Origin of the sequence: Azospirillum aestuarii, from assembly GCF_016632405.1 — a bacterium.
In the GTDB taxonomy this organism is placed as follows: Bacteria; Pseudomonadota; Alphaproteobacteria; order Azospirillales; family Azospirillaceae; genus Azospirillum; species Azospirillum aestuarii.
This window is the reverse complement of record NZ_JAEPIV010000018.1, coordinates 57,296-80,417: the sequence shown is the minus strand read 5'-3', so window position 1 is coordinate 80,417 and position 23,122 is coordinate 57,296. Positions and strand designations below refer to the sequence as shown.

General features: G+C 69.6%; 18 protein-coding genes and 2 tRNA genes. 13 read left to right on the top strand and 7 right to left on the bottom strand.

What is annotated here, in order from left to right:
• Positions 1 to 95 precede the first annotated feature (95 nt).
• Together JJL56_RS23775 and JJL56_RS23770 are read left to right on the top strand one after the other, a co-directional pair.
• Entirely contained in the window at positions 96 to 1,697 is a 1,602-nt protein-coding gene (locus tag JJL56_RS23775) for a L,D-transpeptidase family protein (RefSeq protein WP_145627391.1), read from the top strand.
• Positions 1,698 to 1,817: 120 nt separating this feature from the next.
• A complete protein-coding gene (locus JJL56_RS23770) occupies positions 1,818 to 2,201 on the top strand; it encodes a hypothetical protein (RefSeq protein WP_145627393.1) in 384 nt (127 codons plus the stop codon).
• 319 nt (positions 2,202 to 2,520) lie between these two features.
• Here the strand turns inward: JJL56_RS23770 and JJL56_RS23765 are convergent, their stop codons facing one another.
• Positions 2,521 to 3,003, bottom strand: a complete 483-nt coding sequence (locus JJL56_RS23765) for a MarR family winged helix-turn-helix transcriptional regulator (RefSeq protein ID WP_145627394.1) — start codon at positions 3,001 to 3,003, stop codon at positions 2,521 to 2,523.
• Positions 3,004 to 3,120: 117 nt separating this feature from the next.
• Positions 3,121 to 3,309 (bottom strand): hypothetical protein, encoded by a 189-nt coding sequence (locus tag JJL56_RS23760; RefSeq protein ID WP_145627396.1) that lies wholly within the window; start codon positions 3,307 to 3,309, stop codon positions 3,121 to 3,123.
• Positions 3,310 to 3,507: 198 nt separating this feature from the next.
• On the opposite strand from JJL56_RS23760, the gene JJL56_RS23755 reads away from it, so the two are divergent.
• The 9 genes from JJL56_RS23755 (at position 3,508) to JJL56_RS23715 (ending at position 17,158) form a co-directional block, all read left to right on the top strand.
• A complete protein-coding gene (locus JJL56_RS23755) occupies positions 3,508 to 3,648 on the top strand; it encodes a hypothetical protein (RefSeq protein ID WP_186453002.1) in 141 nt (46 codons plus the stop codon).
• A gap of 195 nt (positions 3,649 to 3,843) precedes the next feature.
• Entirely contained in the window at positions 3,844 to 6,723 is a 2,880-nt protein-coding gene (locus tag JJL56_RS23750; RefSeq protein ID WP_200486532.1) for a hybrid sensor histidine kinase/response regulator, read from the top strand.
• Between the two features lie 298 nt (positions 6,724 to 7,021).
• Positions 7,022 to 7,108: transfer RNA gene (locus JJL56_RS23745), tRNA-Leu, on the top strand.
• Between the two features lie 30 nt (positions 7,109 to 7,138).
• A tRNA-Ala gene (locus tag JJL56_RS23740) sits at positions 7,139 to 7,214 on the top strand.
• A gap of 237 nt (positions 7,215 to 7,451) precedes the next feature.
• Entirely contained in the window at positions 7,452 to 7,766 is a 315-nt protein-coding gene (locus tag JJL56_RS23735; RefSeq protein WP_145627399.1) for a hypothetical protein, read from the top strand.
• A gap of 79 nt (positions 7,767 to 7,845) precedes the next feature.
• A complete protein-coding gene (treZ, locus tag JJL56_RS23730; RefSeq protein ID WP_200486531.1) occupies positions 7,846 to 13,482 on the top strand; it encodes a malto-oligosyltrehalose trehalohydrolase in 5,637 nt (1,878 codons plus the stop codon).
• A 97-nt stretch (positions 13,483 to 13,579) separates the two neighbouring features.
• Positions 13,580 to 16,348 carry a malto-oligosyltrehalose synthase gene (gene treY / locus JJL56_RS23725; protein ID WP_200486530.1) on the top strand — a complete coding sequence of 923 codons (2,769 nt, stop codon included), beginning with the start codon at positions 13,580 to 13,582 and terminating at the stop codon, positions 16,346 to 16,348.
• Between the two features lie 5 nt (positions 16,349 to 16,353).
• Entirely contained in the window at positions 16,354 to 16,833 is a 480-nt protein-coding gene (locus JJL56_RS23720) for a cupin domain-containing protein (RefSeq protein WP_211110687.1), read from the top strand.
• Positions 16,834 to 16,999: 166 nt separating this feature from the next.
• Complete coding sequence (locus JJL56_RS23715) at positions 17,000 to 17,158, top strand: hypothetical protein (protein ID WP_186453003.1); 159 nt, start codon at positions 17,000 to 17,002, stop codon at positions 17,156 to 17,158.
• 66 nt (positions 17,159 to 17,224) lie between these two features.
• Here JJL56_RS23715 and JJL56_RS23710 read toward each other — a convergent pair whose 3' ends face one another.
• Complete coding sequence (locus tag JJL56_RS23710; RefSeq protein WP_200486529.1) at positions 17,225 to 17,701, bottom strand: response regulator; 477 nt, start codon at positions 17,699 to 17,701, stop codon at positions 17,225 to 17,227.
• A gap of 215 nt (positions 17,702 to 17,916) precedes the next feature.
• On the opposite strand from JJL56_RS23710, the gene JJL56_RS23705 reads away from it, so the two are divergent.
• A complete protein-coding gene (locus tag JJL56_RS23705) occupies positions 17,917 to 18,135 on the top strand; it encodes a hypothetical protein (protein WP_145627406.1) in 219 nt (72 codons plus the stop codon).
• 10 nt (positions 18,136 to 18,145) lie between these two features.
• Here JJL56_RS23705 and JJL56_RS23700 read toward each other — a convergent pair whose 3' ends face one another.
• Complete coding sequence (locus JJL56_RS23700; RefSeq protein WP_200486528.1) at positions 18,146 to 18,322, bottom strand: hypothetical protein; 177 nt, start codon at positions 18,320 to 18,322, stop codon at positions 18,146 to 18,148.
• A gap of 167 nt (positions 18,323 to 18,489) precedes the next feature.
• Here JJL56_RS23700 and JJL56_RS23695 point away from each other — a divergent pair, with 167 nt between their 5' ends.
• Positions 18,490 to 19,191 carry a glutathione binding-like protein gene (locus tag JJL56_RS23695; protein ID WP_200486527.1) on the top strand — a complete coding sequence of 234 codons (702 nt, stop codon included), beginning with the start codon at positions 18,490 to 18,492 and terminating at the stop codon, positions 19,189 to 19,191.
• A gap of 48 nt (positions 19,192 to 19,239) precedes the next feature.
• Here JJL56_RS23695 and JJL56_RS23690 read toward each other — a convergent pair whose 3' ends face one another.
• The 3 genes from JJL56_RS23690 to JJL56_RS23680 all read right to left on the bottom strand — a co-directional run bounded on the left by JJL56_RS23690 (position 19,240) and on the right by JJL56_RS23680 (position 23,121).
• Positions 19,240 to 20,025 (bottom strand): 3-hydroxybutyrate dehydrogenase, encoded by a 786-nt coding sequence (locus JJL56_RS23690; protein WP_200486526.1) that lies wholly within the window; start codon positions 20,023 to 20,025, stop codon positions 19,240 to 19,242.
• Between the two features lie 67 nt (positions 20,026 to 20,092).
• Positions 20,093 to 22,072 (bottom strand): acetoacetate--CoA ligase, encoded by a 1,980-nt coding sequence (locus JJL56_RS23685; protein ID WP_200486525.1) that lies wholly within the window; start codon positions 22,070 to 22,072, stop codon positions 20,093 to 20,095.
• A gap of 47 nt (positions 22,073 to 22,119) precedes the next feature.
• Positions 22,120 to 23,121 (bottom strand): branched-chain amino acid ABC transporter permease, encoded by a 1,002-nt coding sequence (locus JJL56_RS23680; protein ID WP_200486524.1) that lies wholly within the window; start codon positions 23,119 to 23,121, stop codon positions 22,120 to 22,122.
• Between the last annotated feature and the right edge of the window lies 1 nt (position 23,122).

The following is a 23,122-nucleotide window of genomic DNA, read 5'->3' as shown; positions in this document are numbered from 1 at the left end:
AGGGCGCTGGTTCCCGCGTGTCGTCCGTGCGACCTCACGTAAGGACAGAGCCTTTCGTTAGCCGTCTGTTCATCGCCGCGTGGGATGCTTCGATTATGCTGACGACCATTCGCACCTGCGCCCGGCCCGCCCTCGGAGCGAGGGTCGCCGCGTGCCTCCTCGCCGGGCTGCTCGCCCTGCCCGCGCAGGCCGCGCCGTCCACCGCTACGGGCAACTCCACGGGCCGGGATGTCGTGGGAAACTGGATCGCGCGGATCGACCAGCGCGCCGCCGAACTGGAGGCCATGCCCCGCGTGCAGCAAACGCGCGTCGGCTATGGCTCCGTCCTGAAGAAGGGCGACGGCGGCATGGTCGACGTGGTCGCACCCGGCCCCATGCGCCCGTCGGACGTGCCGGAGGGCACCGCCCCCGCCGCCGGGGCGGTTCCGACGGTCGTCGTGACGCCGCCCGCCGAACCGATCCCGCAGGCCGATCCGTCGGCGACGCCCGGCAACGCGCTTGGCGGAACGGCGACGCCCGGCACGGTGGTGGAGGTGCTGCCCCCGCCCCCGGCCCTGACCATCCAGGTGCGGGCGCGCGCCGCCGACCGCGTCGGCCGCCTGTCCACCCGGCTGATCGAGCTGGGCTTCCTGAGCCAGGAGCAGTGGACCGAGACCTTCGACGACACGCTCGAGGTGGCGGTCCGCGCCTTCCAGCTGTCCGAAGGGCTGATGCAGGACGGCAAGGTCGGCGAGGTCACGCGCCAGGCGCTCGACCGCACGCCCAAGGAGGCCGCGAAGCTGATGCGCGGCGCCACCGCGTCGATGCGCGCCTTCCAGGCGTCGGTTCCGGACACGGTGATCCTGGTCAACCTGCCCAGCCAGACCGTGTCCTTCATCGAGCGCGGCAAGCTGAACTTCACCATGCGCGCCGTGGTCGGCCGCCCGTCGCGCCAGACCCCGCTGCTCCAGGACCGCGTCACCAGCGTGACGATCAACCCCACCTGGACTGTGCCGCCGACCGTGCTGGTCGAGGACAAGCTGCCGGTGCTGCGCAAGAAGGGCAACACCGGCATCAAGGACGCCATCGTCTATCTGGACGGGGTCGAGGTGGTGCCGGAGAGCATCAACTGGTGGCAGGTGACGCCGGAGCGCATCCGCATCGTCCAGAAGCCCGGCGACGACAACGCCCTCGGCCGCTTCCGCTTCAACCTGACCAACGGCGACGGCATCTTCCTGCACGGCACCAACGATCCGCGGCTGTTCGAGCGCGACCTGCGCGCCGCCAGCTCCGGCTGCGTGCGGCTGGCCGACGCGCGGATGGTGGCGGAAACCCTGCTGCGCCCCGCCAAGCTCGATTCCGCGGCGATCGAGCGGCAGCTCGACAGCGGCAAGACCAAGACGGTCTCCCTGCCCAACGCCGTGCCGGTCCGCTTCGTCTACTGGACCTCCAGCGTGGAGACCGACGGCACCGTGCGGGTGCATCCGGGCATCTACGACGACGTGCCGACCAGCTCGTCCGCTCCGTCGGCCAGCCAGGCTCCCGCCGCCGCGGGAACCGTCTCGGCCCCGCGCCGGGTGGAGCCGAAGCCCGTCCGCCCGACCCCGGCCGCCGCCCCGCAGCCGGCTCCGGCACCCGCCCAATCCTCGTCCACGGCCACCCCGGCCCGCGCCGCCGACACGCGCAACGGGGCCGAGGCCGTCCGCACGGCGATGTGACGCCGTCGCGCAGGACCAAGCTTCTGAGAACGTAGAAAAGGCGCCGTCTCGACGGCGCCTTTTTTCGTACCCATCTTTCTTATGGCGGCGCCCCATCCCGCGCCGCGGCGGAGGTGCGCCATGATCCCCTTCCCGGCTTCAGCGCGGCTGTGCGCCCTGCTCCTGCCCGCCCTTCTGATGATGCCGACCCCGGTGTTCGCCGGCGGCGGCTGGCACGGCGGCACCTTTTTCGGTTTCAGCGTCACGCTGCCTCTGGCCTTCGGCTTTCCGCCCCCTGTCTACGTTCCGCCACCGCCCGCAATCTATCCGCCCATGGTCTATGTGCCGGTCCCCCAGCCGATGCCGGCGGCGCCGGTGGCCACCCGGACTTCCCCCACCTATCTCGGCCCCGGCGGACGCTATTGCCGCGATTTCCAGATGCCCGGCGTCGTCGGTGGACGCCCCGCGACGCTGGTCGGAACCGCCTGTCTGGACCCCGACGGGCAATGGCGGGTGATCGGCTGACGGGACGGGCAGCGGGTGGGCAACTCTATCCGCAATATCGGGATATCCCCAGAAGCTGTGGGTAACTCTGTGAGCGAATCCAGGGGCAACCTGTGAGCATGGCCGTGAATCCACGGCCCCGACCAAATTGCCTAAATTTTTTGCACTCTTGAAATGGCGGAATTGCCCGGCTTTTGCGGGTTTTAACCGTTTCAAACGGGTCCCGAAAAACAAAAAAGCAACATTCGCAGAGTCAAGGCCGCCGTTCAGGGGAATGTGCATAACTTGGGCTAACCCGGACCATTGGCCCTACCCACCGTTTCCGGCGCAGCGCCGGGCTTCACGCGCCCAGGCGGGCCAGCAGATCGGCCAGCCGGTGCCGTTCGTCCGCGGACAGGCGCCCGGTCAGTTCGGCCTCCGCCCGCGCGATGGCCGGTCCGGCCGCCTCCACCACCCGGCGCCCGCTGTCGGCCAGCCTGACGAGGTTGCGACGGCGGTCCAGGCTGTCGGGACTGCGCAGGAGATAGCCGCGGTCGATGAGCCGCACCACCACGCCCTGCATCGTGGCGGGGTCCATCGCGATGCTGCGGCCCAGATCGATCTGCGACATCGGCCCATGCTGGTGCAGCGCCGCCAGCGCCGCCCATTGCGGCGCCGTCAGGTTGTAGGCGGTCAACGCATCGCTCAGCATCGCCGTAGCGCGCTGATGGACGCGGCGGATGCGGCTGTGGATGGATTCGGCGGGGACGGTGCAAAGGGCGACGTCGCAACCCTCCCTGCCGTCGGCACCATCGTTGCCGGCCATTTCGGTCGGGAAAGCCATGAACGCGGCGGCCTCGTGTCAATGAACGACACGTTGGCCTTTAGCACCGATCTGTGTCGGTTGTGTTTCAGGAGCGGCTTACTACGTTACCGTTTTGAAATATGGCGGACACTCGGGTCACTCCGCCGCCTGACGGATCGACACCGCCGCCCCGCCGCGGGCCTCCCGCCGCTCCAGATCGATGAGTTCGACCATCCGGCGCTCCACCGCGACCAGATACTCACGGGTTTCCAACCCGCGGCATTCCCGGCTGTGCCGGCGCAGCAGGGTGATGGCCTGATAGGAGGGAATGCGACTCCACGGCATGGTCGGCTCGCGCGGAAGGATGGTGGCGGGGCACCCATTACAATGGAGAAATATTACGCGAATGCGAGAGGCGCCATGAAAATTCTTCGTTGCGCACGGGACCCAGCTTTGCTCGGAGCGGTTACGCACGCCGGGGCCGCGACGCATCACGCGCAAGCCTGTTTGCCGGATCGGTTGCTTGTAGGAGAGGCGATGCGCATGGGCACATCCGTTGCGTTGATGGCGGCGAGCGCCCTCGTCCTTCTGGAGACGGTGACGTCCTATGGTCCGACGCACCCGTGCATCATCGTGATCGCGACGCGCTGCGCGCCGGCCGGCTTCCTTCCGGGACGCCGCTGAGGAGCGCTCCGGCTCCCAAGCAAAATAGAGTTACCTGTTCGTTAATCATTGCATCTCCGCCCCCATGTGGCATGAACGCCCTGTGGAGTTTGAAGAGCATCCACCGCCGACAGTCCTTGTCCAGCTGCCGCCCGCGCCGGCTCGGCCCGTCCGGGCGCAAAGGCGGCGGCCCTCCTTCATCAGATTTTCTTGGCGATGCCCCATTATCTGCGCCTGTTTCTCTTGCTCTTGGCCGCCGTGGTGCCGCTCGCGGCGCTCCAGTTCATGACGCAGCACAGCCTGCGGCAGGATCGGGAAAACGAGGTGCGGAACGACACCCTGCGCCTTCTCGACCTGCTGGATGCCGAGCAGGAACGCATCGCCGCGGAGGCACGCCAAGTGTTGGCGACGATTGTCGAATCCGGCGTGCCGCAGGCGGGACCGCCGGATTGCCAGCAGACCATGGACCGGCTGCGCGCCCGCTACCCCGCGTATCTGTCGGTGGAGGTGGCCGACCGGCAGGGCCGGGTATGGTGCGCGACCGATCCGATCTCGCTGGGCGTCGATCTCGGCGGCATCCGCACCTTCCAGAACGCGCTGGCCACCGGCGCCCTGACGACGGGTGAGTACGGCCTGCGCTACCCCAACCAGCGCCCCATCCTGCCCTTTCGGCTGGCCTACCCGGCGCCGGACGGCACGCCGGGCGGCGTGGTCACGGTGCTTCTCGACGCCCGCTGGCTTGCGGAGAATCTGGGGAGCCGCCCGCTTCCTCCGGGCATGGAGATGGTGATCGCCGACCGCCAGGGCCACGCGGTGGCACGCCTGCCGGAGATGCCCGACGCCATCGGGCAGCCCCTGCCCACCGCCATGCTCCAGGCCATGAATGCGGCGCGGGGAACACGGTCGGCGGCTGTCTTCGACGTCGGCGGGACGGAACGGATGGTGGTTTCCGCCCCCCTGGACACCGGCACCCGCGAATCGATGATCGCCATCGGGATCGACCGCGACGCGGCGATGCGCCCGGTCCGGGACGCCATGCTCTTTTCGCTGGCTCTGTTCGGCGGGGTGCTGCTGCTCACCTGCCTGGGTGCCGCCTGGGGCATGCGGCAGTTCCTGCGCGTGCGGGATCGGATGGCGGAGACCGTGGTCGAGAAGGCATCGGTCCTGGAGAGCACGACGGATGCCGTGGCCGAACTCGACCGGTCCTGGCGGGTCGTCTTCGTCAACGAACGGGCGCGGACCCTCTTGCCCGATTCCGGGGACGCCATCGGCCGGAACGGACGCCAGGCCTTCGCGGAACTGATGGCCGGCGAGTCCGGGCGAACCCTGCAGCAGGCCATGGAGAGCCGCGAAGCGGTGGAGTTCGAGACGCGGGGGCCGCGCAGCGGCGTCTGGTTCGCCGTCCGCGCCTTCCCTTCGCGCAAGGGATTGGCCCTCTACTTTCGGGACGCCACGGACCGCCGGCGCTTGGAGGACGAGCGAACGCTCCTGACCCGGCAGCTCGAAGCGGAGCGCAGCCTGCTGACGGCCATTTTGGACCATCTGCCCTCGGGACTGCTGGTGGCGGAGGCGCCGAGCGGGCGGATCGTCAAGGTCAACGAGACGGCGCTTCGCCTGCTCGGTGGCCCGCCGCCGCCGGTCGCCGGCTGCGGCTGCGGCGGCGCGCGGGCCTGCAACGGGGGCGCCTGCTTCGGCGAAGGTCGCTGCCCGCTGTCCCGCGCCCTGCGGCAGGGCGAGACGGTGGAGCAGGAGGATTTCCCCTACAGCCGGCCCGACGGCGCCGCCATGACCCTGTCGGTCAGCGCCACCCCGGTCCGTGCTCCCGACGGGCGGGTGACCCTGGCGATCTGCACGCTGCGCGACGTCGGCGAGCGCAAGGCGATGGAACTGGCGCTCCAGCGCGCCAAGGAGGAGGCCGACGAGGCCAACCGCGCCAAGTCGAAGTTCCTCGCCGCGGCCAGCCACGACCTGCGCCAGCCGATGCAGTCCATGTTCCTGTTCACCGGCATCCTGCACCGCTTCATCAGCGACGAGCAGGGGCAGCGCAGCCTGGAAATGCTGGAGCGCGGCCTGGACACGCTGAAGGGGCTGCTGGACAGCCTGCTGGACGTCTCGCGGCTGGACGCCGGGGCGGTCGATCCGCGCGTGGAGCCTTTCGCCCTGAACAGCCTGCTGGACGAGATCGCCGCCTCCTACGCGCCGATCCTGGAAAGCAAGAATCTGGCCTTCCGCATCGTGCAGGACCGCGCGGCGACGGTGCGCAGCGACCGCGTTCTGCTGGGCCGCATGGTGCGCAACCTGCTGGAGAACGCCGTCAAGTACACGGAGCGCGGGGCGGTGCAGATCGCCGTCCGGACCCTGGACGACACGGCACAGGGCGCTCTGGCGCGGATCGAGGTCAGCGACACCGGAATCGGCATCCCGCCCGACCAGCTGACCCGGATCTTCGCGGAGTTCCACCAGATCAACAACCCGGAGCGGGACCGGGCACGCGGGCTCGGGCTCGGGCTCGCCATCGTGCAGCGCCTGTCGGCGATCCTCGACCATCCGGTCGAGGTGAAATCCCAGCCGGGCCGCGGCTCGGTCTTCGCCATCACCGTCCCTGTGGCTGCCGTGGAGGCCCCGCTGCCGCCACCACCGACCACCTCCCTCTTCACCGGCGGCCGCGATGCCCCGCGCGCCCTGCTGGTGGATGACGACGCCATCGTCCTGCTTGGGCTGCGCGACATGTTCCGCGAATGGGGCTACGAGGTGCTGATCGCCGGCTCCGCCGACGAGGCCGTGGCAAAGGTCGAGGCGGACGGCCGCACGCCCGACGTGATGCTGGTCGACTACCGCTTACGTGAAGGGCGCGTCGGGACGGAGGCGGTGGTGCGCGTTCGCGCCATGGCCGGGTGGGACGTTCCCGCCATGATCCTGACCGGGGAAGCCGGTCCGGAATGCGAGACGGACGCCGCCGCGCACGGGCTGGAGGTGGTTCGCAAGCCGGTGACGCCGCGCCAGCTCCGCCGCGTCCTGGACCGCGCCATGGCGACGCAGTCCAAAAGGACGGCGGACAGCATGACCGGTGCCGAGGGCGAGCGGCTTCCGCTGTAGAGGCCTCCCGGCCGCCGGAAAAGAAAGCGGCCCGCCGTCCGGTTGAACGGCGGGCCCTTGAGGTGCAAAACAGGGAGGCACACGCCCTTGGGGCAAGGTCAGAGTAGCAGCGACACCTACCCCGCGCGAAAGGGGGAAAGTCGTAGCGCCCGGCGCGCCGGGGGTGCGCCGAAGGGGGTGGGCGCCCTTCCCCGAAAAAATGACGGCCTCGAAAGATTTCGCTTGAGCAGCGCCGCCCGCACGGCTATATCAGCGCTCCCGCGTCGCCCCAAGGGATGCGGGACAAAGAGCAGACGATGCGCTTGTGGCGGAATTGGTAGACGCGCTAGGTTCAGGTCCTAGTGGCTGAAAGGCCGTGGGGGTTCGAGTCCCTCCAAGCGCACCAACACTTCTTGTGTTGGTCTGATCGACAAGTGGGGCCATAGCTCAGCTGGGAGAGCGCTACAATGGCATTGTAGAGGTCAGGAGTTCGATCCTCCTTGGCTCCACCATCATGAAGCCGGCAACCTTGACGGGTTGCCGGCTTTTCCTTTTCCACGCCCCCTGCTTTCGCGCTGGTGCCGACAAGGCTTCACCGGGCATTTCGGGAACAGGCGCTCCGTCACCGCCATGGAAAGCATCGACGCCCTCTACCTCCCGTTCAGTTGACGGGACATCGGCTTGCGGCGGCGGCACAACGGGCCATTTTCAGTGTTTTAAAGCACAGATGCCGTCAGGAGCGTGCCTTCATGAATCCCCGGTTGCTCGCCGAGGTGTTGGAACCCGTGCTGAACGCCGCAGAGAAGGACGACGCGGCGATGCTCGACGCCGTGAACCTCTCGGCGGAGGCGCTGGCCGCGCTCGGTGCGGTCATCCTGGACCGCGACGGGCGCCCAGCCGACGGCGTGTCCGACGAACGCGCGGTGGTCGCCGCGCTCAACACCCACGCACACACGCTGATGCAGTGCGGGCGGCTCGACGACGTGGTCGAGGCGCTGCAACTGGCCGAACGGATCGGTCGGCTGGGCCGTATGCCCCACCATCCGCGCATGTCCGACGGCTAGCCACCTACGGTTAGGCGGGAGGAACACCGAACCGCCCCGGTTGTTGTGCGAGCCGTGCCGCCCAACAGGGAGACGTGTCTTGCCGACAGCGCCCAAATCGAACGCATTTTCCAGCCCCATCGAGGGCGAGGCCCTGTCCCTGCTTCAGGACGAACTGCTTCCCGGCTTCCTGACCGGACGGCGCTGGTACGCCGCCAAGGACGCCGGCACGCCCACCGTGCGCATCGTCGATGCGCTGCCTCTTCCGCTGGCCTCCGGCTCCGCCCAGCTCTGCCTGCTGCGGGTGGAGGCACCGGGGCGCGAGCCGCAGCTCTACCAGCTTCCCCTGGTGCTCAACCGCGGCGGCAAGGCCGACACCGCCGACCCCTTCTCCATCGCCGGCCCCGAGGCGCTCCCCTGGCCGGGCAGCCTGCGCGACGGCTATGGCGACGAGGAGGTGGTGCGCGCCCTGCTCGACGGCATCCGCAAGGGTGGGGAGAACGGCGGCCTGCGCTACGGCCGCAGCCGCGCCCTCGACGCCGTGAAGGACGCGTTGGGCAACGGCGCGCCGCTGCGCTGGACAGGGGTTGAACAATCCAACACCTCCGTCCGCGTCGGCGACGCGGCGATTCTGAAGGGGCTGCGCAAGCTGGAGTCCGGCACCCATCCCGAGCTGGAGGTTGGGCGCTTCCTGACCGAGGTCGCCAACTTCCCCAACACCCCCGCCCTGCTCGGCTGGGTGGAGCGCACGGGCGACGGCGAGGCCGCCACCCTGTGCATCCTGCAGGAACTGGTCCCCGACGCCCGCGACGCCTGGAGCCACGTCACCGCCGGACTGACGGAGCGCGTCGAACGCTTCGACGACAAGGCGGACGACGTCGCCCTGATGACCTTCATGCGCCGGCTGGGCCGCCGCACGGCGGAGATGCACCGGGCGCTCGCAACCCCCGGCGGCGGCGACGCCTTCACGCCGGAGCCGGTGACCCCCGCCATGCTGACGGGCTGGGCGGATGGGGTTCGCAGCCTCGCCCGCCGCGTGCTGGGCCAACTGCGCGAGGCCGCCCCGCAACTGAACGCCGACATCGCCCCCTACGCCGCCTCCCTGGCCGACAGCGAGGCCACGGTGATGCGCCAGATCGAGACGCTGACGCCGCCGCGCGGCGACTTCTGCGCCATGCGCCTGCACGGCGACTATCATCTGGGGCAGGTTCTGGCCGGCAAGGACGACCTGTTCATCGTCGATTTCGAGGGCGAACCGATGCGCCCGCTGGCCGAACGGCGAGCCAAGCACTGCATCCTGCGCGACGTGGCGGGAATGCTGCGCTCCATCACCTACGCCGCCGCCGGGGCGCGGGCCGCCCTGCCCGACGACCTGGGCGAGTCGGCGCGCGGCGCCCGCATCGCCTGGCTGAACTGGTGGGAGGGGGAGGCGGCATCCGCCTTCGTCGCCGGCTACCGCGAAGCCATCGGCGATTGTCCGGGCTGGCCCGCCGACGCGGCGACCGCCACGCAGCTTTTGAAACTCTTTTTGTTGGAGAAGGCGCTCTACGAGATCGGGTACGAGTTGGCGAACCGGCCCGACTGGCTGGCCATCCCGCTGGCCGGAACCATCGGCATCCTGGGCGCCGACGCCGGGCCGGAGGTTGCCGACCGCGCGTCCGGCCCGGTAGGGCTGGCCGCTCCCGGCGCCACCCGCTTCGGCGAGGCGCGCGCCCACGCCATGCCCTTCGGCGCGCAGGTGCAGCCCGACGGCTCCGTCCGCTTCAGCCTGTGGGCGCCGGGCACGGAGCAGGTGTCGCTGTGGCTGGAGGACACCCACGCCCTGCTGCCCATGGTCCGGCGGCCCGACGGCTGGTTCGAATGGACCACCGCCCAGGCCCAGGCGGGCAGCCGCTACCAGTTCGAGCTCCCCGACGGTCTGCGCGTGCCCGACCCGGCCTCCCGCCACCAGCCGGAGGACGTGCACGGGCCGAGCGAGGTGATCGACCCCACCATCCACCGCTGGACCGACGCCGCCTGGACCGGCCGTCCCTGGCACGAGACGGTGCTGTACGAGCTTCACGTCGGCACCTTCACCGAGGAAGGCACCTTCCGCGCCGCCATCGACAAGCTCGACCACCTCGTGGAGCTGGGCGTCACCGCCATCGAGCTGCTTCCGGTGGCCGATTTTCCCGGCGCCCGCAACTGGGGCTATGACGGGGTGTTGCCTTACGCCCCGGACGCTGCCTATGGCCGCCCGGAGGATCTGAAGGCGCTGGTGGACGCCGCCCACGCCAAGGGGCTGATGGTCTTCCTGGATGTCGTCTATAACCATTTCGGGCCGGACGGGAACTACCTCCACGCCTACGCCAAGGCCTTCTTCACCGACCGGCACAAGACGCCCTGGGGCGACGCCATCAACGTGGACGGGCCGCGCAACGCCACCGTGCGCGACTACTTCATCCACAACGCGCTCTATTGGATCGAGGAATTCCACATGGACGGGCTGCGCTTCGACGCGGTCCACGCCATCCTCGACGACAGCGACAAGCTGTTCCTTCAGGAACTGGCGGAGCGCGTGCAGGACGCCGTGCGGGGCCGCCGCCACGTCCATCTCGTTCTGGAGAACGACGAGAACGAAGCCCATCTGCTGGAGCGCCACCCGGAGGGCGACCCGCGCTGGCACACTGCGCAGTGGAACGACGACCTGCACCACTGCTTGCACGTCTGGGCGTCCGGCGAGGACAGCGGCTACTACACCGACTACGCGAGCGACGCGGCGAAGCTGGCCCGCGCCATGGCGGAGGGCTTCGCCTTCCAGGGACACGCCTCTTCCTACCGCGGCGGCGAGGCGCGCGGCGAGCCATCGGCGCATCTGCCGCCGACCGCCTTCGTCACCTTCATCCAGAACCACGACCAGATCGGCAACCGCGCCTTCGGGGAGCGAATCACCCGCTTCTCCCGGCCCGAGGCGGTGCGGGCGGCGACCTCGCTCTACCTGCTGGGGCCGGGCATCCCGATGCTGTTCATGGGCGAGGAATGGGCATCCGACCGCCCCTTCCCCTTCTTCTGCGACTTCGCCGACGAATTGGCCGAGGCCGTCCGCAACGGCCGGCGGGCGGAGTTCGCCAAGTTCCCCGAATTCCAGGACCCGGCGGTGCGCGACCGCATCCCCGACCCGACCGCTCCGGAAACCTTCCAGTCGGCCAAGCTCGACTGGGATGACCGCGAGACGGGCGAGCACGGGGAGTGGCTGGACTGGTACCGCCGCATCTTGGCGGTGCGCCACAAGGAGATCGCGCCGCGGCTGGAGAACGCGCCCGGCGGAGCGTCCAGCCACGCGGTGATCGACGGGCGGGGCATCCGCGTTTCCTGGCGGCTGGGCGACGGCAGCCGCCTGCATCTGCTCGCCAACCTGTCCGACGCGCCGGTGACGGGCATGGGCGAGGCCGTGGGCCGCGTCCTGTGGACGGAGGGTGAGGGGCTCGATGCCGGAACCATGGCGCCGTTGTCCGTCCTATGGACCATCGAGGAGACGACGGCGCTCGACCGGCTCGGCGAGCGGATGGGGATTGAGACGCACTACACCGGCGCGTCGGGCGAGACCATCCAAGCGTCGGAGGGCACCATCCGCGCCCTGCTCGCCGCCATGGAGGTCGACGCCGACGACCCGGAGGAGGCGCTGGCGGCGCTGGAGCGGCGCGAGCTGGCCCGCCCCCTGCCCCCGGTGGCGGTGCTGCGCATCGACCGCCCGCCCTTCGCCGTCACCGTCACCCTGCCGGAGGGCAGCGGGACGCTGCGCTGGACCCTGACGCTGGAGGACGGGGGCGACCGCACCGGCGAGGCCGATTTCGCCGACCTGCCGCTGGTCCGCAAGGCGGGCGCCGCGGGGCACGGCTTCGAGGTACGGCGCCTCGATCTCGGCGCGGCCCCGGCGCCCGGCTATCACCGGCTGCGGCTGGACGTCGACGGCCTGCGGGCGGAGCATCCCGGCCTGGAGATGCCGGTGATCGCCGCCCCCGCCGCCTGCCACCTCCCCGCCCCGCTCCAGATGGGCGAGCGGATCTGGGGCCTTTCGGTGCAGCTCTACGCCCTGCGCTGCGCCGGGGATTGGGGGATCGGCGACTTCGGCGATCTCGTCAACGTCGCGGAGATGGCGGCGGCGCGCGGGGCGGGCATCGTCGGGCTGAACCCGCTGCACGCCCTGTTCCTCGACCAGCCCGATCAGGCCAGCCCCTACTCCCCGGCGAGCCGGCTGTTCCTCAACCCGCTCTACATCGACGTGCTGGCGGTTCCGGAGTTGATGGGCTGCGCCGAGACCCGCGACCTGATCGCGGATGAGAGCTTCCTCGGCGCGGTGCAGGCGGCGGGGGCCGCCCCGCTGGTCGATTACGCCGCCGTGGCGGCGCTGAAGCTGCCGGTCCTGGAACGGCTGTTCGCCCATTTCCAGAAGGAGGGCAGCGCGGAGCGGCGTCGGGCGCTCGCCGCCTTCCGGGCCGAGCTGGGCGAGGGGCTGGACCGCTTCTGCACCTTCCAGGCCCTGCGCGAGCGTTTCGCCAAGGACGGCACGCCCGACTGGCGCCGCTGGCCGGAAGAGTATCGGGACGCCACCTCCCCCGCCGTCGGCCGCTTCGCGGAGGAGCAGCGGGAGCGCATCGGCTTCTTCGTCTGGCTGCAATGGCTGGCCGACAGCCAGTTGCAGGCGGCGGCGGAGCGGGCGCGGGAGCGCGGCATGGCCGTCGGCTTCTTCCGCGACCTCGCGGTCGGGGCGGACAGCGGCGGGGCGGAGACCTGGGCCGATCCGCATGTGGTGGTGGCGCGGGCTCATGTCGGCGCCCCGCCCGACCTGTTCAATCCGGCCGGGCAGGACTGGGGCCTGCCGCCCTTCCACCCCCACGCGCTGCGCGAGGGCGGCGACGCCCGCTTCATCGAGCTTCTGCGCGCCAACATGCGCCACGCCGGGGCGCTGCGCATCGACCACGCCATGGCGCTCCAGCACGTCTACTGGATACCGGAGGGGCACCCTCCCTCCGAAGGGGCCTATGTCGCCTACCCGATGGACGACCTCCTCGGAATCCTGGCCCTGGAGAGCCAGCGCAACCGTTGCCTCGTCGTCGGCGAGGACCTGGGCACGGTGCCCGAGGGGTTCCGGGAGCGCATGGCGGAGGCGGGTGTCCTGAGTTACCGGGTGATGTTCTTCGAATGGACCGAGGACGGCGGGTTCCGCGGTCCCGACGACTACCCCTACGCGGCGCTCGCCACGGTGGGCAGCCACGACCTCGCCACCCTGCGCGGCTGGTGGGAGGGGCACGACATCACGCTGAAGGAGGAACGCGGCCTGTACCCCGCCGAAGGCGAGGCGGAGCGCCAGCGTGACCGCCGCAAGGCCGAACGCGCCCGCCTGCTGGAGGCTTTGGCCGACGCCTTCCTGCCGCTGCCCGCCAGCTTCGGCCCCGACAGCCCCTACAGCGAGGCGCTCGGCCACGCGGTGCACGCCTTCCTCGCCCGCACCGGCTCGGCCATCGCCATGGTCCAGATGGACGACCTGACCGCCGAGCTGGAGCAGGTGAACCTGCCCGGCACGGTGGACCAGTACCCCAACTGGCGCCGCAAGCTGCGCCTCGCGCTGGAGGACATGGCCGACTGCCCGCAGGCCGGCGCCATCGCCGCCATCATGGCCGCCGCCCGGCCGGCCGCGGTGGCCGATGGGAGGCGCGACGTTAACCCCCTCTCCCCTCTGGGGAGAGGGTTGGGGTGAGGGGGTCCCGCAACTCCCGAACGTCCGGCACACGCGCAACCCCCTCACCCTCCCCTCTCCCCAGAGGGGAGAGGGCATATTTTCAGGAGACCACCCCATGGCGGCGGACGCCGATAAGCCGATCCCCCTGGCCACCTACCGCGTGCAGCTGCGCGCCGAGTTCGGCTTCGACCGCACCGCCGGAATCGCCGACTACATGGCGCGGCTGGGCGTCAGCCACCTCTACGCCTCGCCCTACATGAAGGCGCGGCCGGGCAGCACCCACGGCTACGACATCGTCGACCACAACGCCCTGAACCCGGAGCTGGGCAGCGAGGCGTCCTTCCACGCCATGGTGGAGGCGCTGAAGCGCAACGGGCTGGGCCAGATCCTCGACTTCGTGCCCAACCACATGGGCGTCGGCGGGTCGGACAACGGCTGGTGGCTGGACGTGCTGGAATGGGGGCCGGACAGCCCCTTCGCCGGCTATTTCGACATCGAGTGGGAGCCCGACCGCCGCTATCTCCACGGCAAGGTGCTGGTGCCGCTGCTGGGCGACCAGTTCGGCGCCGTTCTGGAATCCGGCGGGCTGGAACTGCGCTTCGACAAGGAGACGGGCGGCTTCGCCGTCTGGGCCTACGACACCCACAAGCTGCCCATCCGGCCCGCCGACTACGGCACGATCCTGGGCGACGACCATCCGGACCTGGAGCGCATCGGCGACGCCTTCCGCCATCTCGATCAGGTGCGCCCGCACCAGATCCGCCGCGCCAACGCCCTCAAAGCCGAACTGGCCGCGCTGGTCTCCGAGAAGGCGGACGTGGCCGAGGCCGTCGAGCGCCGGCTGAAGCGTTTCCGCGGCGAGGAGGGCGAGCCGGAGAGCTGGCGGCGCCTGACCGACCTGATCGCCGCCCAGAACTGGCGCGCCGCCTATTTCAAGGTGGCGGCGGACGACATCAATTACCGCCGCTTCTTCAACATCAACGAACTCGCCGGCCTGCGCATGGAGGAGCGGGAGCTGTTCGACGTCGCCCACCGGCTGGCCTTCAAGCTGGTCGACGACGGCACGCTGGACGGGCTGCGCATCGACCACATCGACGGCCTCTACGACCCCAAGGGCTATTGCGAGCGGCTGGCCGAGGCGACGGAGCGGCCCTTCTATCTGGTGGTCGAGAAGATCCTGGCCCGCCACGAGCGGCTGCGCGAGGACTGGCCGATCGACGGCACCACCGGCTATGAGTTCGCCAACCTGATGGGCGGGCTGTTCGTGGACCCGCGGGCGGAGGAGGCGTTCACCCGCCTCTACGCCGATTTCACCGGGCGTCGCGAGAGCTTCGACGAGGTGGTGCGGACGAGCAAGATCCGCATCATGGACAGCGAGATGTCCAGCGAACTGCATGTCCTGGCCCGGCAGGCCTCGCGCATCGCCCGCGCCAACCCGCGCACCGCCGACTTCACCGCCAACATCCTGCACCAGGCGCTGAAGGAGACCATCGCCCGCTTCCCCGTCTACCGCACCTATGTGGACTGGCGCGGCGTGAACGAGCTGGACCAACGGAGCATCGATTGGGCGATCAACCAAGCGCGCAAGGCCGACCAGACCACCGACGGCTCCGCCTATGATTTCCTGCAAAGGCTGCTGACCACCGATCTGGTGGCCCGGCCGCGCAGCGGCTACAGCCGCCAGCAGGTGCTGCGCTTCGCCATGCGCTTCCAGCAGTACAGCGGCCCGGTGATGGCCAAGGGGCTGGAGGACACCGCCTTCTACCGCTACAACCGGCTGGCCGCGCTGAACGAGGTGGGCGGGCATCCCGAGCATTTCGGGGTCAGCACCGCCAGCTTCCACCACGCCAACGCGGAGCGCGCCGCCCGCTGGCCGAACGCCATGCTGGGCAGCACCACCCACGACACCAAACGCGGCGAGGACACCCGTGCCCGCCTCTACGCCCTGTCGGAGATGCCGGAGGAATGGGAGCGGCAGATCCAGACCTGGAGCCGCCTACTGCGCGCCCGCCGCGGCGACGTGGAGGGCACCGCCCCGCCCGACCGCAACGACGAGTATCTGTTCTACCAGCTCCTCGTCGGCGCCTGGCCGGCGGAGTTGACCGGCGCGGACCCCGCCAGCCTGGACCCGCAGGCGATGACGGAGTTCGCGGAGCGCCTCGCCGGCGCCATGACCAAGTCGATGCGCGAGGCCAAGGTGCACACCACCTGGGCGTCGCCCAACGAGGCCTACGAAAGCGCCATGACCAGCTTCGTCCACGACGCGCTGGACGTGACGCGCAGCACCGCCTTCTTCGACGCCTTCCTGCCCTTCCAGGCGCGGCTCGCCCGCCTCGGCATGGTCAACGGTCTCAGTCAGACCCTGCTGAAGCTGACCAGCCCCGGCGTTCCGGACATCTATCAGGGCTGCGAGCTGTGGAACTTCAGCCTCGTCGATCCCGACAACCGGCGCCCGGTGGATTACGACGCCCGCCGCCGCCTGCTCGACGAGGTGGAGGGGGCGGAGATCGGAAGCCTGCTGGGCCGCTGGCAGGACGGTGCCGTGAAGCTCTCCCTGACCCGGCGCGCCCTGGCCCTGCGGGCGGCCATGCCCGACCTGTTCGCCAAGGGCGAATACCTGCCGCTGGAGGCGACGGGCGAGCGGGCGGAGCATGTGGTGGCCTTCGCCCGGCGGTTGGGCGACGACACCGTCGTGGTCGCCGCCCCGCGTCTGGTGGGGGCGCTGGGCGATACCCCGGACTGGGGCGACACCTCCGTCCCGCTGCCGCGCGGGCAGCGCTGGCGCAACGCGCTGACCGACGGGACGCTGGAGGCCGCCGACGCGGTGACCGCCGCCGACCTCTTCCGCGACTTTCCCGTCGCCCTGCTGGTGCGGGAGGGGTGAGTTCCATGGACCGCAACCCGCCGCCGCGCCGCGCGCTCGTTCCCATCGACCAGCGCCTGATCGGGAGCGATCCCGGCAAGCCCGCCGTCTTCGGGACCGTGCTGTCCGGCGACCCTCGGGAAAGTTTCCTGAACCTCTACGACGGCGGCGGGGGGCGGTTCGCCTGCGGGGTCTGGCAATGCACTCCAGGCATCATCGCCATGACCGACTGGCCCTACGAGGAGTTCTGCGTGCTGCTGGCCGGGAGGGTGGTCATCACCCCCCGCGATGGCGCGCCGCAGGAGCACACGCAGGGCGACGCCTTCGTCATTCCCAGGGGCTTCACCGGCGTCTGGGAGGTGCGGGAAACGATCCGCAAATACTACGCGATCGAGAAGGCGCTCGGTCCCCGCGCCGCCGTGGGACGGATGCTGCGCGCCCCGCTGTCGCTGGCCCGGCGGCTGTTGCGGCGGGGCGCGCCGGCCCTTGCCCGCGAGGGCTTCTGAATAAGGCTGCCTCACAAAATATCCGATTTCTTCGGTCGGGATTGATCGAATCCCTTCGTCACGCGTTATTCAAAAGGACAGGCGCCCGAACCGAGCGACAAGAGGCGCACCTTCGGACTCATTCCTGCACCACGGGACGCGACCACAGACGGACGGGAGACAAGTCATGAGCGATCATCGCCAGTGGGTCGAACTGGACCCCAGCAACGGCTCCGAAAACACCGAGCCGCAGGACGGTCCGGCCGCCGCGGCCCCCGCGCAGAACTCCGCACAGCCGGCGGAAGCCCCCGCGCCGGGCGGTCCGGAAGAGACTCCGGACCGCTGACCAACGGTCATTGTCTAAGGGTACTGTTTAAAGCATGCGAAAATGGCAGGGCGGGGCCTCAGGGCCTCAGCCCTGCCGCCGCATTGGCTGTTGTGCGGGTTGGGGCGCCGTCTGCGGCGCGGCGGCGGACACGCGCTCGGGCCGCCCGAACAGTTCCAGCGCCGGGGGGATGGAGGACGGGCGCAGCCCCGCCAGGATCTCGCCCACGGCACCGACCGCATCGACCAGCGCGTCGGGCATCACCGGCTTGCGCAGCAGGCCGACCGCGAAATCGCGCGCCTCCTCGCCGCGATGGTCGAAGCCGGTGATCAGAAGGGAGGGGATGTTGTGCTCCTCCCACAATTTGCGGGCCAGGGTCAGCCCGTTCTCTCCGCCGGCCAGATAGACGTCCACCAGCGCGAGATCCGGCCGTTCCCGGACCCCCAGCCGCGTCGCCTTGGCGGCGTCGCGCAGAGGGCCGACGACCGTGTATCCGGCATTCTCCATCACAGCCTTGATGGCGGGCCCGATCAACGGGTCGTCTTCGACAACGAGCAACTTCACGGCATCTGTTCCTTGTTGGCGGACGGCTGCGGAACGACGTGGCCCGCAGCGCCCATGTTTGTCGATGCGGTGCATCAATCAAGGGGCTGATTGCGCGCAATGGAGCGAGCCGGCGGGGTACCGAACGGGCAGTGCCATCCGGAGAAGCGAACCCACCGCCCTGTTTGCGTGTTTGAGCCAGTCCAAGCCTGATGCAACCTCCGTGGGAGTCCTGCATGAAGTTCATCGAATTCACCGACCGCGCCGGGGCGCCGGTTCTGATCAACGCCGCGGGGGTCCTGTACCTGCGCGGCACCGAAGGGGAGCGGACCGAGATCACCTTTGCCGGGCGCTCCGAACCGCTGGTGGTCGCCGCCCCGTTGGACGAGGTGGCCCAGACGCTGGAAGACGCCACGCCGATACCACCCGACCCCACCCTGGCGCTCGTCTCATGACGGACTGCCGTCATACGTCGTAGATGGGACCCGGTGTGGACTTGTTGGCGCCGCCGCGCTTCTGCTCCTCCTTCTCGGTCAGTTCGGCTTCGTCGCCCTGGTCGGGCTTGACGGTGCCCTCCTGGGCCTCGTCGACCCGGTCGTCCTTGCGTTGGGGCTGGGTGGCGGGAGTCCGGTCGTCGCTCATGACGGTCCTCATGCTGATTGTCGGTTCACCCCATTCAACATTTCGGGGGCCGCGACGTTGCGCCCCGCGCCTGCCCCTTCCGGAGGGCTGATCCGCGCACGGCGCGGGTTGCCGGAAACCGCTTGCTCCATCACTTTTCGGGGCGGAGACAAACCGTAAGGACCGCCATGATCGACCTTCACTATTGGCCGACCCCCAACGGGCACAAGATCACCCTGTTCCTGGAGGAGGCCGGGCTGGACTACACCATCCATCCCGTGGACATCTCGGCCGGGGACCAGTTCAAGCCGGACTTCCTGGCGATGTCCCCGAACAACCGCATGCCGGCCATCGTGGACCAGGACCCGGCCGACGGCGGGGAGCCGGTGTCCGTCTTCGAATCGGGCGCGATCCTGACCTATCTGGCGGAGAAGACCGGCAAGTTCCTGCCCGCCGACACGCGGGGCCGCAAGACGGTCCTGGAGTGGCTGTTCTGGCAGGTGGGGGGCCTCGGCCCGATGGCCGGGCAGAACCACCATTTCGTGCAGTACGCGCCCGAACAGATCCCCTACGCCATCGACCGCTATGTGAAGGAGACCAACCGCCTCTACGGCGTCCTGAACAAGCGTCTGGCCGGCCGCGCCTTCATCGCCGGGGACGAGCTGACCATCGCCGACATGGCCTGTTACCCGTGGATCGTCCCGCACGAGCGGCAGCGCCAGAACCTCGCTGATTTCCCGGAGCTGAAGCGCTGGTTCGAAGCGATCCAGTCCCGTCCGGCGACCGTCCGCGCCTATGAGAAGGGTGCGGAACTGGCCAAGCGCCCGTCGGTCACCGACGAGGGCAAGAAGATCCTCTTCGGCCAGACCGCCGCCAACATCCAGAAGTGATGATGAGACCCCTCTCCCGCCCCGAGGCGGGAGAGGGCGACAAAGTCCTTACTGCGCGGTCCAGCCGCCGTCCATCAGCAGGCTGGCGCCGGTCATCTGCGCCGCCGAGTCGGAGCACAGGAAGACCGCCAGCCCGCCCAGCTCGTCCGGCGTCACGAAGGCGCCGGAGGGCTGCTTGGCGCCGAGCAGCTCCGCCTTCGCCTGCGGCTCCGGGATGTTCTTGGTCGCGGCGATCGCGTCGATCTGCTTCTGCACCAGCGGGGTCAGCACCCAGCCCGGACAGATGGCGTTGCAGGTGACGCCGGTGCCCGCCGTCTCCAGAGCCACCGTCTTGGTCAGGCCGACCACGCCGTGCTTGGCCGCGACGTAGGCCGCCTTGTTGACCGACGCGACATGGCCGTGCACCGAGGCGATGTTGAGAATCCGTCCCCAGCCGCGCCGCTTCATGCCCGGCAACGCATGATGGGTGCCATGAAAGACGGCGGACAGGTTGAGCGCGATCACCGCGTCCCAGCGGTCGGCCGGGAAGTCCTCCACCGGGGCGACGTGCTGGATGCCGGCGTTGTTCACCAGCACGTCGACGGAACCGAACGTCTCCGTCGCGTGGCCGATCAGCGCGGCGATCTCCGCCGGCTTGGACAGGTCGGCGCCGTGATAGCCGACGCGCACGCCGAACTCCGCCGCCAGACCGGCGCGCAGTTCCTCGATGGCGGCCGCGTCGCCGAAACCGTTCAGCACCACGTCCGCCCCGGCTCCGGCCAGCGCCCGCGCGATGCCCAAGCCGATCCCGCTGGTCGAGCCGGTGACCACCGCGACCTTCTGAGTCAAGGCCATGGCTTATCCTCTGTTGTCTTGTTGGTTTGGGTGCCCTCCCCCCGCCGGGGAGAGGGCTGGACGCCGGTCAGCCTTCCAGTTCCGGGCGCTCGCGGAACTCGTCGAGCGCCATGGGATTGGCCAGCGCCTCGGTGTTCTTGATCGGGCGGCCGTGCACCGCGTCGCGCACCGCCAGTTCGGTGATCTTGCCCGAGCGTGTGCGCGGGATGTCCTTGACCGCCACGATGCGCGCCGGGACGTGCCGCGGCGAGCAGTTCTCCTTGATGCGCTTGCGGATCGTGTCCTCCAGCGCCTTGTCGAGCACCAGCCCCTCGCGCAGCACCACGAACAGGATGACGCGCACGTCGCCGTCCCATTCCTGGCCGATGCACACAGCCTCCAGGATCTCCGGAAGCTGCTCCACCTGCCGGTAGATCTCCGCCGTCCCGATGCGCACCCCGCCGGGGTTCAGCACCGCGTCCGAGCGCCCATAGATCACCCAGCCGCCATGCACGGTGCGCTCGATGAAGTCGCCGTGCGTCCACACGTTGGGGAAGCGCTCGAAATAGGCCGCCCGGTACTTCGCCCCGTCCGGGTCGGCCCAGAAGCCCACCGGCATGCACGGGAAGGGCCGCGTGCAGACCAACTCGCCCTTCTCGCCGCTGACCGCGTGGCCGGCGTCGTCGAAGGCCGCCACCGCCATGCCGAGTCCCGCCGTCTGCAACTCGCCCGCCCACACCGGCGCCGTCGGGTTGCCCAGCACGAAGCAGGACACGATGTCCGTGCCGCCGCTGATCGAGGCCAGATGAATGTCCGCCTTGATCGCCCGGTAGACGTATTCGAAGTTCTCCGGCATCAGCGGCGAGCCGGTCGAGGCAAGCGCCCGCAGCGTGTCGAGCCGGTGCGTGCGCATCGGCTCCAGCCCCGACTTCTCGGCCTGCTGGATGAACTTGGCCGAGGTGCCGAGCAGCGTCATGCCCTCGGCATCGGCGTAGTCGAACAGGATGTTGCCGTCCGGCGCGAAGGGCGAGCCGTCGTAGAGCAGCAGCGTCGCCCCGGCGGCCAGCCCGGAGACCAGCCAGTTCCACATCATCCAGCCGCAGGTGGTGTAGTAGAACACCCGGTCGCCCGGCTTCACGTCGCTGTGCAGCCGGTGCTCCTTGACGTGCTGGAGCAGCGTGCCGCCGGTGCCGTGGACGATGCACTTGGGCTTGCCGGTGGTGCCCGACGAATAGAGGATGAACAGCGGGTGATTGAAGGCCACCCGCTCGAAGCTCGGTTCCGCCGCCACGAAGGGGGCGATGAAGTCGCCCCAGGTGACGCCGCCGCGGATGGCCGAGACGTCCGGCGTCTCGTTGACGTAGGGAATGATGACGGCGGCCTTGACGGTGGGCAGTTCGGTCAGCACCTGGGCGATCTTGGCGCGGACGTCGTGGCTCTTGCCGTTGTACCAGTAGGCGTCGGGGGCGAAGAGGACGGTCGGCTCGATCTGGCCGAAGCGGTCGGTGATGCCCTGGGCGCCGAAGTCGGGGGAGCAGGAGGACCAGATGGCCCCCAGGCTGGCCGTGGCGAGCATGGCGGCCAGCGTCTCGGGCATGTTGGGGACGACGGCGGCGACGCGGTCGCCCTTGCCGACGCCGGCAGCCTTGAGCGCCTGCTGGAGACGGGACACCTCGGCCTTCAGCTCGGCGCCGGACCAGCGGCGCTTGACCTTGTCCTCGGCCCAGAAGACGACGGCCTCGCCTTCCGGCGCGTTGGCGAGCATGTTCTCGGCGTAGTTCAGGCTGGCCTCGGGGAACCAGCGGGCGCCGGGCATCTTGTCGCCATCGGCCAGCGCCACGCCGCCGAGGTCGCCCTTGAGTCCGGCCCACTCCCACAGGAAGCGCCAGAAATCCTCCTTGCCGGCGACCGACCAGTCGTAGAGCGCGTCGTAATCGTCCAGCCGCAGCCCGAAGCGGGCGCTCGCGGCCTGCCGGAAGGCCGTCAGGTTGGAGGCGGCCACGCGCGCCTCCGACGGGGTCCACAGCGGCTGATCAGAAAGCGATTGACCAGGGGGCGGTTGATCCATCTTGCGGTTCCTGATTTTGGCTTTTTATGCCGTTCGGTTCTTGACGTTCAGCGACTGCCGAAGCGGGCCTGGAGCTCACCCACGATACCACGGCGGAAGACCAGCACGCAGACCACGAAGATCGCGCCGATCACCACCGGAACCGGCATGCTGGTGGCCGCCAGATAGCTTTCCAGCGTGACGACGATGGCGGCACCCACCACCGGGCCGAGCAGCGTGCCCATGCCGCCGAGCAGCGTCATCAGCACCACCTCGCCCGACATCTGCCACGTCACGTCGGTCAGCGAGGCGAGCTGGAAGACCAGCGCCTTGGTCCCGCCGGCCAGCCCGGCGAGGCTCGCCGACAGCACGAAGGCCAGCAGCTTGTAACGCTCCGTCCGGTAGCCGAGCGACACGGCGCGCGGCTCGTTCTCGCGGATCGCCTTCAGCACCTGCCCGAAGGGCGAATGGACCGCGCGCCAGACCACCGCGAAGCCGACCAGGAACACCGCCAGCACGAAGTAGTACATGGACAGCGAGTTGTTCAGGTCGATCACCCCGAACAGATGCCCGCGCGGCACCGCCTGGATACCGTCCTCGCCGCCGGTGAACTTGAGCTGCAGGGCCATGAAGAAAACCATCTGCGACAGGGCCAGCGTGATCATGGCGAAGTAGATGCCCTGACGGCGGATCGCCAGCGCGCCGAAGGCGAGGCCCAGCAGGGCGGAGAAGCCCATGCCGAGCAGGATGCTGACCTCCGGCCCCAGCCCCCAGACCTTGGCGGAATGGGCGGTGATGTAGGCGGCCCCGCCGAAGAAAGCGGCGTGGCCGAAGCTGAGGAGACCGGCGAAGCCGATCAGCAGGTTGAAGGCGCAGGCGAACAGCGCGAAGCACAGCACCTTCATCACGAAGACGGGGTACAGCACGAAGGGCGCCGCCAGCGCGATCAGCAGGCCGATGCCGAGGATGATGGCGTTCCGCGAGGTGTCCTGCCCCGGACGGCGCAGCGCGATGGTGGTCGTCTGGGTTTCGGCCGCCTTGAGGTTGCTCGTTTTGCTTTGGGTGGCCATG

Bases quoted from the DNA above. Each gene is read 5' to 3' on its own strand.
- JJL56_RS23750 (WP_200486532.1), top strand. From the start codon at position 3,844: ATGCCCCATTATCTGCGCCTGTTTCTCTTGCTCTTGGCCGCCGTGGTG.
- JJL56_RS23700 (WP_200486528.1), bottom strand. From the start codon at position 18,322: ATGAGCGACGACCGGACTCCCGCCACCCAGCCCCAACGCAAGGACGAC.
- JJL56_RS23775 (WP_145627391.1), top strand. From the start codon at position 96: ATGCTGACGACCATTCGCACCTGCGCCCGGCCCGCCCTCGGAGCGAGG.
- JJL56_RS23735 (WP_145627399.1), top strand. From the start codon at position 7,452: ATGAATCCCCGGTTGCTCGCCGAGGTGTTGGAACCCGTGCTGAACGCC.
- JJL56_RS23685 (WP_200486525.1), bottom strand. From the start codon at position 22,072: ATGGATCAACCGCCCCCTGGTCAATCGCTTTCTGATCAGCCGCTGTGG.
- JJL56_RS23755 (WP_186453002.1), top strand. From the start codon at position 3,508: ATGGGCACATCCGTTGCGTTGATGGCGGCGAGCGCCCTCGTCCTTCTG.
- JJL56_RS23760 (WP_145627396.1), bottom strand. From the start codon at position 3,309: ATGCCGTGGAGTCGCATTCCCTCCTATCAGGCCATCACCCTGCTGCGC.
- JJL56_RS23715 (WP_186453003.1), top strand. From the start codon at position 17,000: ATGAGCGATCATCGCCAGTGGGTCGAACTGGACCCCAGCAACGGCTCC.
- treY (WP_200486530.1), top strand. From the start codon at position 13,580: ATGGCGGCGGACGCCGATAAGCCGATCCCCCTGGCCACCTACCGCGTG.
- JJL56_RS23695 (WP_200486527.1), top strand. From the start codon at position 18,490: ATGATCGACCTTCACTATTGGCCGACCCCCAACGGGCACAAGATCACC.
- JJL56_RS23770 (WP_145627393.1), top strand. From the start codon at position 1,818: ATGATCCCCTTCCCGGCTTCAGCGCGGCTGTGCGCCCTGCTCCTGCCC.
- JJL56_RS23720 (WP_211110687.1), top strand. From the start codon at position 16,354: ATGGACCGCAACCCGCCGCCGCGCCGCGCGCTCGTTCCCATCGACCAG.
- JJL56_RS23680 (WP_200486524.1), bottom strand. From the start codon at position 23,121: ATGGCCACCCAAAGCAAAACGAGCAACCTCAAGGCGGCCGAAACCCAG.
- JJL56_RS23690 (WP_200486526.1), bottom strand. From the start codon at position 20,025: ATGGCCTTGACTCAGAAGGTCGCGGTGGTCACCGGCTCGACCAGCGGG.
- JJL56_RS23765 (WP_145627394.1), bottom strand. From the start codon at position 3,003: ATGGCTTTCCCGACCGAAATGGCCGGCAACGATGGTGCCGACGGCAGG.
- JJL56_RS23705 (WP_145627406.1), top strand. From the start codon at position 17,917: ATGAAGTTCATCGAATTCACCGACCGCGCCGGGGCGCCGGTTCTGATC.